Annotated in this window: 15 protein-coding genes; 6 read left to right on the top strand and 9 right to left on the bottom strand. The window is 43.1% G+C overall.

Annotated features, from left to right (window positions below; translation table 11 throughout):
• Positions 1-43: 43 nt before the first annotated feature.
• A complete protein-coding gene (locus tag K2Y18_01240) occupies positions 44-928 on the bottom strand; it encodes a hypothetical protein (protein MBX9804357.1) in 885 nt (294 codons plus the stop codon).
• A gap of 440 nt (positions 929-1368) precedes the next feature.
• Here K2Y18_01240 and ftsZ point away from each other — a divergent pair, with 440 nt between their 5' ends.
• The 5 genes from ftsZ to rpmG all read left to right on the top strand — a co-directional run bounded on the left by ftsZ (position 1369) and on the right by rpmG (position 7882).
• Complete coding sequence (gene ftsZ, locus K2Y18_01235; protein MBX9804356.1) at positions 1369-2904, top strand: cell division protein FtsZ; 1536 nt, start codon at positions 1369-1371, stop codon at positions 2902-2904.
• A gap of 232 nt (positions 2905-3136) precedes the next feature.
• A complete protein-coding gene (locus K2Y18_01230) occupies positions 3137-6463 on the top strand; it encodes a hypothetical protein (protein ID MBX9804355.1) in 3327 nt (1108 codons plus the stop codon).
• 223 nt (positions 6464-6686) lie between these two features.
• Positions 6687-7151 carry a 50S ribosomal protein L13 gene (rplM, locus tag K2Y18_01225; GenBank protein ID MBX9804354.1) on the top strand — a complete coding sequence of 155 codons (465 nt, stop codon included), beginning with the start codon at positions 6687-6689 and terminating at the stop codon, positions 7149-7151.
• 2 nt (positions 7152-7153) lie between these two features.
• Positions 7154-7663, top strand: coding sequence for a 30S ribosomal protein S9 (rpsI, locus tag K2Y18_01220; protein MBX9804353.1), 510 nt, complete (start codon positions 7154-7156; stop codon positions 7661-7663).
• A gap of 51 nt (positions 7664-7714) precedes the next feature.
• Complete coding sequence (rpmG, locus tag K2Y18_01215) at positions 7715-7882, top strand: 50S ribosomal protein L33 (protein MBX9804352.1); 168 nt, start codon at positions 7715-7717, stop codon at positions 7880-7882.
• Positions 7883-7947: 65 nt separating this feature from the next.
• Here the strand turns inward: rpmG and K2Y18_01210 are convergent, their stop codons facing one another.
• The 7 genes from K2Y18_01210 to fabI form a co-directional block, all read right to left on the bottom strand.
• Entirely contained in the window at positions 7948-8796 is an 849-nt protein-coding gene (locus K2Y18_01210; GenBank protein ID MBX9804351.1) for a class D beta-lactamase, read from the bottom strand.
• Positions 8793-9323: an acetyltransferase gene (locus K2Y18_01205; GenBank protein MBX9804350.1), complete on the bottom strand. Its 531-nt coding sequence runs from the start codon at positions 9321-9323 to the stop codon at positions 8793-8795. Before K2Y18_01205 ends, K2Y18_01210 begins: the two co-directional genes overlap by 4 nt.
• A gap of 52 nt (positions 9324-9375) precedes the next feature.
• Positions 9376-9645, bottom strand: coding sequence for a 50S ribosomal protein L27 (gene rpmA, locus K2Y18_01200; GenBank protein ID MBX9804349.1), 270 nt, complete (start codon positions 9643-9645; stop codon positions 9376-9378).
• Between the two features lie 32 nt (positions 9646-9677).
• Positions 9678-9992: a 50S ribosomal protein L21 gene (gene rplU, locus K2Y18_01195; GenBank protein MBX9804348.1), complete on the bottom strand. Its 315-nt coding sequence runs from the start codon at positions 9990-9992 to the stop codon at positions 9678-9680.
• Between the two features lie 124 nt (positions 9993-10116).
• Positions 10117-10674, bottom strand: coding sequence for a thioredoxin family protein (locus K2Y18_01190; protein MBX9804347.1), 558 nt, complete (start codon positions 10672-10674; stop codon positions 10117-10119).
• Positions 10675-10758: 84 nt separating this feature from the next.
• Positions 10759-12504, bottom strand: a complete 1746-nt coding sequence (gene sppA / locus K2Y18_01185; GenBank protein MBX9804346.1) for a signal peptide peptidase SppA — start codon at positions 12502-12504, stop codon at positions 10759-10761.
• Positions 12505-12623: 119 nt separating this feature from the next.
• On the bottom strand, positions 12624-13445 hold the full coding sequence (gene fabI / locus K2Y18_01180; GenBank protein MBX9804345.1) for an enoyl-ACP reductase FabI: 822 nt from the start codon (positions 13443-13445) through the stop codon (positions 12624-12626).
• A gap of 158 nt (positions 13446-13603) precedes the next feature.
• Between fabI and K2Y18_01175 the strand changes: the two genes are divergently transcribed.
• Complete coding sequence (locus tag K2Y18_01175) at positions 13604-13897, top strand: hypothetical protein (protein ID MBX9804344.1); 294 nt, start codon at positions 13604-13606, stop codon at positions 13895-13897.
• 103 nt (positions 13898-14000) lie between these two features.
• Here K2Y18_01175 and K2Y18_01170 read toward each other — a convergent pair.
• The coding region (locus K2Y18_01170; GenBank protein MBX9804343.1) for an RNA-binding protein at positions 14001-14351 on the bottom strand (351 nt) is incomplete at its 5' end.

Raw genomic sequence — 14351 nt, 5'->3', positions numbered from 1 at the left:
TTTTGGCAAAGTCTGATAAGGGATATATCCCTTTAATTTTTATTTATGAGAACATGATTTGAAGATGCTTCTCAACAAGAACATTCCAATTTGTTGGGTATATTCCATACTTCAAGGTTTTACGAATGAGGTCTTGATTGATTTTATAATTAAATCTTTTAGCCTTTTCACTCGTAAAAGTATAATACTCCACTTTACTACGATTAACAGGTCCTTGGTGGCTTAAACGATTGAAATGATTGTGGACAAAACTTATCCTGCTCAAAAAGTCTACCTCAGAGTTAGACTCAAGAACAATTGAAGCGATCCTTTTTAAAAACTGTTTTTCTTGTTTAGCATTGTAATTGCGGTAGGTAGCTGTATCTTGAGAGGTTGATGAAAAGTACTCATAGCCACCAAGAATCGCGCACAAGTTTGTTAAGACGGGAGCTTTTTCTTTAGAGTGCATGTAGTCTTTTGGTAAGAATTTAAATGCGTGATGAATAATTGACATGTATAAGATTCTATTTTTACGGGTTAGAAACCGGATCTTCCCTTGAAAAAAATTCGTCTCTTCAGGAGTTAAATCATCTGTAGGAACGAATGAGTAAGTCACAGGCTGCTCTTCTGATGAACTATCAATCCGTTTCTTTACCTCATATGAGCTATAATGATCCTCTTCGCCTTCCCCGTCAGATATGGACATACATAAATTACTTATATCTTTATCCTCTTCCTCGTCAGTAAATAAACTGCTCTCGTCAATATCATCCTCATCACCTATGGCTTCGTTATCATCAATTTGACTATGCCAATAATGGGCCCGCTTTTTCGGGGGAGGTTGCAATGCAGATTCATCTTCTTGCACATCCTCCATGGCCATACTAGAGGATACGAATGAAGACGAAATTGCCATCAAGGTTAGGACTAAATAATAAATTTTACGCATGCTATATATCCTTTAAATAAGTGTTTTATGGTTTATATGGTAATTGAAAAGTAAAATTAAAAGTTTTTTGTAATTTTATTTGTAAATTATAGTCTTTTGTAATTGTTTTGAATCATCGAGTCTCTTTGGGCTAGTGTCAAACTCAGCTTCAAGAGCGATGCTTCCTATGGAGATCAAAATGGTAATGCAAAAAATAGTTATTTTAATATATAAAATTATGCATAATATGTAAAGCAAATTCAGATATATAACTTTATAAAAAATCGACAAATTAAACTCCACGCGCATAGCGACGTAGTGTCGCACAATGGACGTAATGAAGCCTTAAATCAAAGAGGTGGAAGTAATTCTTGGGAATGGCTTTAAAATTGTGGTGGATATTCTTCTGGATTCCCATTAACATTTTATTAAGAAATGGCCACAAAAAAAAGGAAATAAGCATGACCGTAGATAACTTAGAACTGAAGCCCCGAATTACAGTCATTGGTGTGGGAGGCGCAGGTGGCAACGCTGTGTGCAACATGATCCGCGCAAAATTGGAAGGCGTTGAATTTGTCGTTGCCAACACCGATGCTCAGGCCCTTGCGGGTTCTTTGGTTGAGCCTAAGGGCAAGATTCAGCTGGGACTAAATGTCACACAAGGACTCGGCGCAGGCTCAAAACCAGATGTTGGTCGAGCTTCTGCCGAAGAATCTCATGATGAAATTATTCAACATTTGCGGGGCAGCAATATGGTTTTCATCACAGCCGGTATGGGCGGTGGAACAGGAACAGGCGCAGCTCCCGTCATTGCCCGTGCAGCACGCGAAGAAGGTATTTTAACTGTTGGTGTTGTCACAAAGCCATTTCACTTTGAAGGAACCCATCGTTCTCGCACCGCTGAGCGGGGTATTGAGGAACTTCAACAATATGTGGATACGCTGATCATTATTCCAAATCAGAATTTATTCCGCATTGCTAATGAGCGGACAACCTTTGCCGATGCCTTTAAAATGGCAGATGACGTTTTGTACTCCGGTGTTCGGGGTGTGACCGATTTGATGATGATGCCCGGCTTGATTAACCTCGACTTTGCGGACATTCGGGCTGTGATGGCTGAGATGGGCAAAGCCATGATGGGAACGGGCGAAGCAGAAGGGGATCGACGTGCCCTTGATGCCGCAGAAGCTGCCATATCGAACCCACTTCTAGATGATGTTTCTATGAAAGGCGCTAAGGGCGTTTTGATCAATATCACCGGCGGTTATGACATGACCTTGTATGAGGTTGATGAAGCGGCAAACCGCATTCGTGATGAAGTTGACCCTGAGGCCAATATTATTTTTGGATCGACATTTGATGAAAAACTCAATGGGACCATTCGCGTTTCTGTTGTAGCGACGGGTATTGGGGGAGCGCAAGCTCAAGCTCAAACAACCCCTACCGCAACAACCGCAACAGGGATGCCGCGCCATATTCATATGGCTGCAGCTTCATTGGCTTCTCGGGAAACTCCGCCTCCGAATAGTGTTTATTATGGTCCAACAGCAGAAAAGGAAGCCACGCGTGAATCAGACCCATTTGACGCCACCACGGATATGACAAAGGATACGGAATATGGAGGTCTTGATTCTGAGATCCCTCAACATATCGAGCCAGAAACAGAAGACTTTGGTCAAGTTTCACCTGAATCAGAGGACAATGAAGCAAAAACACCTGGTCTCTTTGATGACTTAGAATTGACCCCAACCCCTAAAGATCCCGCAGGAAAGGGCTCTCTTGGCACATTATCAGATGGGGAGGTTGTTGCTTCTTTTGAAATCACACCAAGTCCTGAAGAGCGTCGTCGCCCAACATCCTTGTTTGAGAGATTCACAGGGGTATCGCGAACAAAGACCCTCCAACCACAGCCCGAGTTGACTAAAGTTTCGGACGCGAATGCAACGGAAGAGCTGGATATGCTTGAAATTCCTGCTTTCCTGCGTCGGGGGTCATAAGCTTCAGATAGCCAACTGAAAAGAATACAAGCCCCCTTTGACAGGGGGCTTTTCTTTTGTATTAAATTTCACATTAGACATATTGTAAAAATCAATTGACTGTGAAGATCCATTGCATTAAATATAAATATTTTATTGAAATTCAAAAAATAAATACTTACTTAAGCCATAAGGCAAGCCTTTAAGGCTTTGAAAAATTCTATTATATACTATTAAATGAGGAATTATTATTATGAAGATGGGCAAACTTTCCCTCTTTGTTGCAGTTTTGCTCGGAACAACCCATATCATCTCATCAGCGGAAAAAGCATCGCATCCTTCATTGATTCAAGATGGGGGCCTCAATCCAGCAACCCGGGTTCATCAATTGTTGCTCAATCGTGGCTTTCCGAACTACTTTGAATTTCTTGATGAAAAATCTCGAGAGCAAATACTCGGTCAATCGCTTAAATCGATTCTTGATCGCCTAGAGGTTCCTCATAAAGGGGATCACGAAGCTAAGGACCTTGAAACCAAACATTTCTTCAAGAATCTGAATAAATTTGTTCAAGACAGAGTGAGCGAAGCACAACCGGATTGCACGGCAAATGTATATGTGGCAGCAGGGATGGTTCGTAGTCTTTTGGGGTATGTGTATAAGAAACTCTATCATGCGCATATTAAGGCACTTGAGAAGACTCAAGGTTCTCCCTTGTCGGAAGAACAGCTTCGGGAAGTTGTTGTTGAAAGGCTTGATCAGATTATAAAGGATGGTAGATTTGTCAATTTTATCAAAGCGCTGGGTGTCAGCAGTGACTTTGACATTGTAATAGATTTTCCTGAACAAATGGACGAAGTACAAAAAGATAAAGTCATCAACGCAACGAGAGATTATATCAATGCAGCTGAACGGCATTTGGGACTTCAAAAGGATACATCTGTCATAAAAAAATCAGTTGTTCCTGTGGCAGACGTTAAAGAATATGCCAAGCAATTTGGATTAAGCGCTGAGAGAAGTGCCGTTGTTCAAGGGGGAGCGACCATTGATTGGCTCGCCTTTAAGCTAGGAGATGGGCAGCTGGGAGATGGAAGCACCTCACCCCGTATTCGCGCACCTAAAGGCTATGAGTACATCTTGACGGATTTGCTTAATGCTAAACTGACCTACCTGGAGTGTCCTCAAGGATTTGCCCCAGACAAACAAACAGTGCGCAGTTTACGTGGGTTCATGGAGTTGGTTTTCGCCTCGTTTGATGAGAAAAGCGAAACAATCTTAAATGAAGAGTTTGGTCGATTAGTCTCCAGTGGACAACAGCTCTCTTCTGATGCCCAAGATCAGTTTGTGAAAACAGCCCGTAACGGAAGACTTGAAGGTCGTCACAATGCGGTTACAATGCTTAAAGAATCTGTTGCAAATCATAAGCTCTTGTCCAATGTCAAAGAGCTTTCCGAGAGACATGGGAAGCCGATTCGTGAATTTTTGGAGAGGCATAAAATTAGTCTGCGCACTGAAGATAAAGGGGATCTGAGAGAGAGCGGTGTTCTTTTGAAAAAGGAAGACATCCTTGAAAAGCATACCGCCAATGGAACAGTCTACCATGGCACGCCTCATATTGAGGACGTGTTGTGTATGATGCACAATGGAATTGTGGTGAGTTCAAGAGAGCAAGGAACGGCTGCTTTTAATCGGGGCTTTTACACGGCAAAAGATGAAGGTACAGCTGCGGGTTATACACGAGGATCTGGGATCGTCATTCCTCTTACCTTAACTATCCATGATAATTTAAGGGTCATTGATTTGAACAGCGATGCTGGAAAGGAGCTTTTTAAGAAAATTGAAGCTGCTTACCCATATCGGGATCCACATGAAGTTCTTGCAAGAGAATATGATGTTGATGCCATTATTCCGGAGAAATGTGATTATGTTCTTGTTCAAAATGCGGATGCTGTAAAGTTCCCTAAGGACTTCATTAGTCTTCTAAAAGCTCAAGTGAAAGCGACAACAGAGATTATAAAGAGAGCGAACGTGTTGAATTCATCATTCAATTATAAAGATGCGAGCATTTGGATGAATCATGTTCACCCAAAAAGAGGGTACCAACAACTTCTCCAATGCTGGGGTGAAACCCCATCGCAAGATGGCTTTAAGGCCTTAAGTGCATATCTAGCCAGGTCTCTAGAGGTCTGTAATTTAGAAGCATCACAATTTATCATGTTTATGCATCTCAGTGAGATAGAATTAAGAGATGCCTATCGTTCTAAAGCCTCGGACATATTGAAAGCTTACTTGAAAAGCCTTCTTGAAAAAGAGCCGAGCGAGGCCTTTTTGGAACAATTGTGTCCTCTATTCCAGGAAGGCAATTTTAACATTAAAGACTTTGATGAGATTGTCCAAATCTTTAAACCTCTTAAAAACCAATTGCCTGTGATGGCATCGGTTTCAAAACTGATGACCGCTGGTCTTATCAAAACGACGCCGTGGTCTACAGGGATAAGGCCGGATTTGATTGAATACTTGGAACATTCAAACAACCAGGAAAATCTTATAAATGCACTTGTTTCTCTAACTTCTGTAACACATATCGATGACTATCAATTTGTGGACTACCTAATGTTCCTTGAGAAATATGAAAATCTTGAAACATTAATCCACCAGGTTGGCCAATTAAAGGTGAGAGTACGGGGACAATGGGAATTGAAAGAGATTTTCAACACTTTAAAAGATCTAAAACAAGCGGGTGCAATGATATCCTCGGCAAATAGGGTTCTCAGCGCCGAGTCTATGTCTTTACAAGATTGGTGTAAGAATTTAAGGCGTCTCGACAATGTTACCTATGGTGAAAAGGGAGTCAGCGCATTTTTATCATTACAATCCTTTCTTTGTATTGAATATGTTGATGAAAAGATGAAAGTTATCGAAGTACTTGGAAAATTTTCAAATTCTGAAGCCATAACTCCAGATTTATTAAGGCCCTTTCAGAAATATATCCAGTATTCAAGTGATTGGACTGAGCTTTTAAAAAGTTTTGGGGATCAAGGAGATCTCGTACAAAACATCATTGAGATGGGAGAGTTCGTTGCTCAATATGAAGTAGAACCAGTTTTTGCACACGATAAACTGGATCATTACGGATTGAAGAGCATTTTTGAAACTAAACTGACCAACATAGAATTTTTAAAAGAGGCAAAAGAGTGTGCGACCCTCCTGAACGTTAAAGATTTTACTCATTTGGCAAAAAATGTTGTTCAAGAGGGAGTTGCTGAAGGACTCAAAACAAAAGTTAAGCAAATCGCCAAAATTTTTGAGCAGATTCAAGATCTAGATTTTGTTAAAGAAGATGATGCTAAAATATATTTTATGACATATTTGTTATCCAATCCAGACAGCGTGACAAAACTTATTGGAGATCCAACGCTCATAATAAACGCTGAGGAGAAGGTGAAAAGTGTTGCTGAAGCGAAAGGTCTGGAAACTGCAAAACTGATTGGTGTAGAAACTGATCCAGTTCAAGTTAATAGTTGGATTGCCAGTTATAAGAGGTCGGAAAGAAAGAAAGTCTTTGAAGAATTCTTGAAGTGATAAATATAGCGGACAATGTGAATTTAGGGACGCGTGAATCTTACATTAAGATTGTTCGCGTCCCAAAAGACCCAATTTTCAGAATATATTGAGAGACCAGATATTTATGGTACTATAATACCATTGTCCAAAAAACCATGAAAACAAAGCATTTTACGCTTGACCTGACACCTTAAATGTCCTAAACCATAATCAATGTGTTAATAAAATGGACAGAAATTAAATGAAGACAATCTCCATAAAACCAGCAGATGTGAAGAAGAAGTGGCTTCTCATTGATGCGCAAGACCTCATTTTGGGTCGCCTCGCCGTGGTCGTTGCGAACATTTTGCGTGGGAAAAACAAGCCTACGTTTACGCCTCACGTAGATTGCGGCGACAATGTTGTGATCGTCAACGCAGAAAAAGTGAAGCTGACGGGCAATAAACTCAAAGACAAGAAGTTCTACTGGCACACAGGATATCCTGGAGGTATTAAAGAGCGCGCTGTTGGGACGATTCTTGAAGGAAAGCACCCAGAGCGCGTCATTGAAAAAGCCGTTGAGCGGATGATTCCTCGTGGCCCTCTCGGGCGTCAAATTATGGGAAATTTGAAAGTTTATGCAGGTGCAGCCCATCCTCACGCTGGTCAAAACCCTGAGAACTTAGATGTTGCGGCCCTGAATCCTAAGAATAAAAGGAGTATATAATCGTGGCACGTGAAAAAATTGCTTTAGAAGATTTGAAAACGGCTGTTAATGAAACACCGACAGCTGCGACTGCAAAGAGTGCAGACGCGAATCCAAGTGAACCAGTTCTCCCAAAGATTGATGCCCAAGGGCGCTCCTATGCAACGGGAAAGCGTAAAAACGCCATTGCCCGTGTTTGGATTAAACCAGGTAAAGGTCAAATTGTTGTGAATGGAAAAGGAAGTGCCCAATATTTTGCACGTCCTGTTTTACAGATGATGCTTGCTCAACCCATGCAGGTTGCCAATCGCAGCGGTCAGTTTGATGTTTGGTGTACGGTTGTTGGTGGTGGATTGTCCGGTCAAGCCGGTGCGGTTCGTCATGGCATCAGCAAGGCCTTAACATACTTTGAGCCGGATTTACGTCCTGTCTTGAAGCATGAAGGCTTCCTGACGCGTGACAGTCGTGTTGTTGAACGTAAGAAGTATGGTCAACGCAAAGCTCGTCGTCGCTTCCAGTTCTCTAAACGTTAAGATATTGTGGTGTGGATCCCAGATCCACACTTATTTAAAGGAGTATAAATTATGGCTAAAGCAGCAACGATCGCAATTAAGATGCTCAGCACAGCGGATACGGGATATTTTTATGTGGCTTCAAAAAATCCACGAAAGAAGCCTGAGAAGTTTGAGTTTCGCAAATATGATCCAGTGGTTCGTAAGCACGTCTTGTTTAAAGAGACGAAGATTAAATAAGACAGTAATATTTGTTTTAGAAGAAACCGGGGTTTTCCCCGGTTTTTTTGTGTCTTCAGACGCCTCTATTTCTCCCCCGATACGCCCAAATATTTCAAGACGTCTCGTTTGATTATTTCCTTGGCAGTGAGGCCAACGGATTTATGAACAGGCAGTCCCGTCAAATCAAGACCTGGGTCTGCTTTATCAAGGTATTGAGCAAAGACGAGCCGTTCTCCGTCCTTTTCAATCCATCCAATAAACCATCCATTGCCCCCGCTGCCACCACCTGTTTTACCGTATAGCTTCCAGCCATCCCAGGCCTCGTCGCGATCCATAATCTCTCTTGTCTTTTCCATGGCGTCCTTGGAGAACGGAAGCTCGTTAGCGAGAAGCTTTTCAAGGAACTCAACCTGCTCTATGGGAGAGATTTCGAGAGAAGTCCCGAGCCAACTGTTGAAGAGACCGTCGTCCTTTCCAGGTGTTCCCGAAACATTGCCATTTCCATAGTTGAGCCTTGAGACATAATCCTCGAACTTCTCTTTTCCCAGCTTTTGTGTAATGAGATGGGAATACCAAACAACTGAGTTTTTCATGAACGTTAGGGGAGTGTGGTCTTCACACCAATGATATTCCAACCCCTTTTCCCGAGTGTACCAGCTTTGGAAATTCTTCTCATATTCTTCCCGAAAGGCCCATTTTGGGGAATCTTTCGATTCTAAGATTTTTGCATCAAACCCCATAAGGGCTAGGGGAACTTTAAAGGTGGAAAAGGGGGCGTGACGCTCTTTAGTCTTTCCGATGTTCAGGATAATCTCATGGTTTCTTTTCACGACAAGGCCAGAATGCGGCTGCGTACCTTCAGCGCCGTGGGAGAAATTGAAAGCGGCTGCGATCAGTATCAAAACAAAGATGTTGTATAACTTATTTTTCATTTTATTTCCAAGTCCTTCACCATGATATGGGTTAATATGCCGGCAAATTCTCCCTCCTCAGGAGTAAAGGTGCCCACCTTTTGAAAACCCGCCTTTTCATACACATGAATCGCGCGCGGGTTGTTGCTCTGGGGATCAATAATAAAGCGGGTGCTTAAGGGATCATGCTGTTGTATGTATAAGCAAAACGCCTGCAATGTTTGGGGACCAAAGCCCTTGCTCAAATATGCCTCTTCCCCAATCATGAAATCAAGGGAGTGGATGTTGCGGTCTTTCGAGAGATAGGGGAGGTAAGGAAGGGGGGTATCTGGTTCTATGGTCTCATTGCATGTTAACAGGAGGCAGTAGGGTGCCCCGTCCATGAGCCCGATATAATAGTCATGGATGTGTTTGGTGCCTTCAAGATAGTTTTTCATGTTGGTGTATTGACGTTCACTATTGTCCCAAAATTCTCTCACATGAGGCTTTTGGAGCCAGGAATCGAGCAGGGGAAGATCGGGAAGAGTTGCTTTTCGAAAGGTAATCATTTTAAGAAATCCCCCAGGTTAAAAAATCAACCTGGGGGTTGAGTTTTAGAGTTTAATGGATTGTAGATGAAGCGGGTAGAACAGATACAAATGAGCGATCCTTTTGACCGCGCTTGAATTCAACTACACCTTCGATCAAGGCAAACAAGGTATGGTCTTTACCCATGCCAACATTCTTGCCAGGATGGAATTTTGTGCCCCGTTGGCGAACGATAATGTTGCCAGCCAAAACATGTTCTTGTCCAAATTTCTTAACGCCAAGGCGTCGACCTTCTGAGTCGCGTCCGTTGCTGGTACTACCACCACCCTTTTTTTGTGCCATTACTTATCTCCTATATCCTGTGGAGCAGACTATTACGCTGCTACAATTTTCTCAATCTTCAAAACAGTCAAATGTTGGCGATGTCCTTTTTTGCGACGATAGTTGTGGCGACGCTTCTTCTTAAAGATGATCACCTTTCGGTCACGCATTTGCTCAACGACTGTTGCTTTAATCTTAGCACCAGCAATCGTTGGTTTGCCAACGGTTACATTTTTACCATCGCCGATCATTAAAACGTCGGTTAAATCAATGGAAGTACCTGGTTCTGCTTCGAGCTTCTCAACCCAAAGAACATCATTTTCGTGGACGGTATATTGCTTACCACCGGTTTTAATCACTGCAAACATGGGGGTCACTTTCCCAAAAATAAAGGACAATATATATTTCTCATGATACGTTCATGAAAAGACACGTACCTATTTTGTCTAACGTTATTGGCAGCTTATGTCAAGAAATTAATTCGAAAAACTGCTAATTTTTCCACTTTATATTGCATCCCATGCTGGGTTTTTGCTCTGGGGAAATCGGATTGCTCGACAATAGACCATCGAGGGCCGAACGAAGGTCTTGACCGCTAAGCGGAACGCCGTTGTTGGGACGTGAATCGTCCAGTTGTCCCCGGTATACACATTTTAATGCGCCATCAAACACAAAGAAGTCGGGCGTGCACGTCGCTTCGTAGGCTTTGGCGACCTCTTGGGTGTCATCAAAGAGATATGGAAACGTGAAATTGAGGGATTTGGCAAGCTCGGCCATGTGGGATGGTCCATCTTGGGGATGGGAGACAGGATCGTTTGAACTGATGGCAATAAAGGAAACCCCTTGTTCACCGTAGTATTTTGTGAGCTTTAACAGCTCAGGAAGGACATGTATCACAAACGGGCAGTGATTACAAATGAACATGACGACGGTCCCTTTTGGGGATTTTAGATCCTGAAGAGAGTCAATTTTATTAGTAAGGGGGTTTAGGAGCTTAAAATCTGGCGCGACCGTTCCTAAGGGGATCATGAAAGAGGGGGTAAGAGCCATTTGGGCACTCCAAATTCAGTGTTCATCTAATGAATCATAGAGGACCTGTTGGCTTTTGTCGACAAACCAATCAACAGATTCCTCTTATGGTTTTGGCAGATTCACTTTCATCTCAACACTTGGGGTCGAGAAGATATCATCTAGGCGTTTCAAAATCATACGTAAAGTCGGATACCGGGCAAATATTGCGGTCTCGGTATTCCGATTCCGGTCAAACATCACGTCCACAAATGATTTGGGGGCAGGGAGTTGAAGAAGGGTAACGGGGGCATCAGCGGCAATCCCAGCCTCCTTCTTTGCAATATCAATCGCCATCATGAGCCCACCGATCGCATCAACAAGGCCATTTTCTTTGGCCTCGAGACCAGTCCAGATTTGTCCCTTGGCAATTTGGTGTACTTTCTCAGGGTCAAGGCCACGACCTTTGACGACCTGTTCTTGGAAAGTGGTGTAGACATGATCTAAATGTCGTTCAAATTTCTTCTTGCCCTCATCAGAAAAGACTGTACTTGTTGACCACATGGCTGCATTGGTTCCATAGCTTACATCACCCCAGTGCACTCCATAATGATCCCAAAATTCTTGGGTGACAAGTTTACCTGAAAAGACTCCAATGGACCCCGTAATTGTAGCAGGTTGGGCAACAATCTTTCGGGCATTGCTGGCAATATAATAACCACCAGAAGCAGCAGCGTCTGCCATAGAGGCGATCACAGGTTTTTTGGTTTTCAAGCGACTGACTTCCCGGTTAATTAAATCAGAGGCGATCGGATTACCTCCACCTGAGTCAATGCGTAAGATAATTGCTTTAATGTCTTTGTTTTCACCGGATTCACGTATGATTTTGGCAACTTCAACCGCATCAATCATTGCATCATCCATGAGAGGGTTTTGGACCGCTTTTCCACGCGCAATTGTTCCTTCGGCATACACAATGGCAATTTTCTCACCTTTTGAAAAATCAGGGATACCTTGGGCGTAGGCTTCAAAGTCATAGTAGATTGGTTTCTTGCCTGTTAATTTGGCGATGCTCTCTTTGACTTGGTCTTTATAGCCGATCTCATCGATCATTTTTGTCTTCAAAGCTTCTTTGAGGGTGTGGGGGGCTGTGTTGATAAGGCCTTTGACTTCCTCGATCTCTAATCCCCGATCAGCCGCCACATCTGCAATAATTTGGCCGGCAAGAGAATTTAGAATGCGCTGCATATTTTCTTTGTGAGGGCCCGTAAAGTCACTTTCTGTCAAAGATTCAATAAATCCCTTGTATTCCTCACGGCGACCAACTTGGGGACGAATTTTCAAGTCTTCCAAGGCCTTCTTGGCAAATGGGGCTTCAAAGAACAATCCATTGATGTTAAAGCTACCCATGGGCATCACCCAAATTTTTGAGGATATTGCTGCAAGATAGTAGCTTTTTGTGGCATTAGAGAGCTCACCAAATGTATCCGTATAGGTGTATATGAATTTTCCTGCCGCTTTAAAATTCTTGAGGGCCGCCCGAATTTCTTGAATGGTTGCGATTTGTAGACCATTCCCTTCAAGGGTTAGCAAAATCCCAGAAACATTCTTATCTTTGGTAGCTTGAATGATACCAGAAACCACTGTGTAAACGGAAAGGGGACGCCCCAGCACAAGCGAAGAAATCCCGAGATTACTGGGTTGTTCAGCGAGCCGATCGCCTAAGGATAGGTTCAAAACAATAGCTTCAGTAGGGGATGCGGATGGTATCGTGGGAGAAGAGGCAAGGTAGGCCGACCAACCAAAGGCTACTATAAAAATAAAGGTAAATGCCCCTAGAGTTGCAAAAATACCCGTAATAAAGCGACGCATTGACGACTCCCGATGTTAAAAAGCCAGGTTATAGGACAAAGATATCTTAATTCGCCTTACCATTTCCTTAACAAACGCGAGAGTCTAGGGATAGCTCTTTAGTTTACTTGGGCATGAGCCTAGACTGTGGCTATATCCGGGGCATCCACGGCTTTCATGCCAACGACATGGTAACCGCTATCCACATAATGAATTTCCCCTGTCACACCGCTGGAAAGGTTGCTTAAGAGATAAACACTTGCACCCCCGACATCATCAAGGGTGGTATTACGCTTGAGGGGGGAGTTGTATTGATTCCATTGCAAAATATAACGAAAGTCACCAATGCCTGATGCTGCCAGGGTTTTGACAGGACCGGCTGATATGGCGTTGACCCGAATGTTTTGACCCCCAAAATCGACCGCTAAATATTTCACGCTGGCCTCAAGGGCGGCTTTTGCAATGCCCATGACGTTATAATGGGGCATCACTCGTTGCGCACCGTGGTAGGTCAAGGTGATGATGTTGCCTCCATCTGGCATCAATTTGGCGGCCTCACGGCAGGTTTCTGTAAAGGAATAGCAAGAAATGTCGAGGGAATTCAGGAAGTTCTTGCGTGAGGTTTCCGCATATTTTCCTTTAAGCTCTTCCTTATCTGCGTAAGCAATGGCATGGACGACAAAGTCAATCGTGCCCCATTTTTCTTTAAGAGCAGCAAATGTGCGAGCGATGTCGCCTTCGGTGCCCACGTCACAAGGGAGGACAAAGTCGAATCCAAGAGATTGGGCAAGAGGGCGAACACGCTTTTCTAAGGCTTCAGATTGAAAAGTAAAAGCAATCTCGGCGCCTTGAGCCGCTAGTTGCCTTGATATTCCCCAGGCAAGCGAATGATCGTTTGCAAGTCCCATGACGATTCCACGCTTGCCAGCCATTAATCCAGTATTTGATGCTGTTTGTGTCATTTCTTTTCCTCTTTAATTGGTGAGTATTCTTGTAAGTTCATGGCCTATTTATGGCCTATAGAAGGCCTGTTGTTCAAGACAATCTTCAACAGGTATTGAAACTTAGTTAAAAAATCCTATCTTATGGAGTGAAGAGTTATGAATTTGGGAGATATGCCATGCTTTTAAGAAATATTTTTATTGTTGGGGCATTAGGGTTATTAACAATTGGCTCAGCAGATGCAACGGGGTATCAAACACCTGTTCATTCCTATAAAGATGGAGATATCTTGCTCATTCGGAATAGTTATGGGTATTGTCGCAACTATCCATGTTCCAAAGGATGTAAATGGTATCGACGGGCATATGGGGACCCTTGCCATAGATATTATCCACCCAAACAGTATCGATACCATCGACAGTATCGTTATAATCAACCCTATCAGTCTCCTTATCAGTATCCTCGGTGGTAACATGTAGGGGCTGAAAGATAATCTGGCTGTTCGGCTCGTTAGAATGTAAAAAAAGAGGCAGGAAAAATCCTGCCTCTTTGTCATTTCGTTTAAACTTCTAAAATTAGAAGCCGGAACGGCTGTATCCGCCACCGGAGGAACTGCGTCCACCAGGGCCGCCACGGCCACCACCATTTCCACCGCCGCCACCAAAACCGCGACTTTCACGTGGTTGTTGTGGACGAGCTTCAGAAACGCCAATCGCGCGTCCCAAAACTTCTGTACCGTTCAATTTTTCAATTGCATCGGCAGCTTCTGCGTCTGTTGACATCTCAACGAAACCGAAACCTTTGCTGCGTCCAGTATCACGATCCGTGATTACTTTTGCAGACACAACTTGACCGACGGATCCAAACAACTCTTCTAAAGTTGAATCGGACATGGCAAAAGCCAAATTGCTAACGTATAATTTTTT

The sequence above is a fragment of the Alphaproteobacteria bacterium genome, assembly GCA_019746225.1.
In the GTDB taxonomy this organism is placed as follows: Bacteria; Pseudomonadota; Alphaproteobacteria; order Paracaedibacterales; family VGCI01; genus VGCI01.
The sequence above is the reverse complement of the archived record's forward strand: the minus strand, read 5'-3'. Positions and strand labels throughout refer to the sequence as shown.

What these genes read in the sequence shown, in the direction of transcription:
- K2Y18_01240 (MBX9804357.1), bottom strand. Translation starts at nt 928, where the DNA reads ATGCGTAAAATTTATTATTTAGTCCTAACCTTGATGGCAATTTCGTCT.
- ftsZ (MBX9804356.1), top strand. Translation starts at nt 1,369, where the DNA reads ATGACCGTAGATAACTTAGAACTGAAGCCCCGAATTACAGTCATTGGT.
- K2Y18_01230 (MBX9804355.1), top strand. Translation starts at nt 3,137, where the DNA reads ATGAAGATGGGCAAACTTTCCCTCTTTGTTGCAGTTTTGCTCGGAACA.
- rplM (MBX9804354.1), top strand. Translation starts at nt 6,687, where the DNA reads ATGAAGACAATCTCCATAAAACCAGCAGATGTGAAGAAGAAGTGGCTT.
- rpmG (MBX9804352.1), top strand. Translation starts at nt 7,715, where the DNA reads ATGGCTAAAGCAGCAACGATCGCAATTAAGATGCTCAGCACAGCGGAT.
- K2Y18_01210 (MBX9804351.1), bottom strand. Translation starts at nt 8,796, where the DNA reads ATGAAAAATAAGTTATACAACATCTTTGTTTTGATACTGATCGCAGCC.
- K2Y18_01205 (MBX9804350.1), bottom strand. Translation starts at nt 9,323, where the DNA reads ATGATTACCTTTCGAAAAGCAACTCTTCCCGATCTTCCCCTGCTCGAT.
- rpmA (MBX9804349.1), bottom strand. Translation starts at nt 9,645, where the DNA reads ATGGCACAAAAAAAGGGTGGTGGTAGTACCAGCAACGGACGCGACTCA.
- rplU (MBX9804348.1), bottom strand. Translation starts at nt 9,992, where the DNA reads ATGTTTGCAGTGATTAAAACCGGTGGTAAGCAATATACCGTCCACGAA.
- K2Y18_01190 (MBX9804347.1), bottom strand. Translation starts at nt 10,674, where the DNA reads ATGGCTCTTACCCCCTCTTTCATGATCCCCTTAGGAACGGTCGCGCCA.
- sppA (MBX9804346.1), bottom strand. Translation starts at nt 12,504, where the DNA reads ATGCGTCGCTTTATTACGGGTATTTTTGCAACTCTAGGGGCATTTACC.
- fabI (MBX9804345.1), bottom strand. Translation starts at nt 13,445, where the DNA reads ATGACACAAACAGCATCAAATACTGGATTAATGGCTGGCAAGCGTGGA.
- K2Y18_01175 (MBX9804344.1), top strand. Translation starts at nt 13,604, where the DNA reads ATGCTTTTAAGAAATATTTTTATTGTTGGGGCATTAGGGTTATTAACA.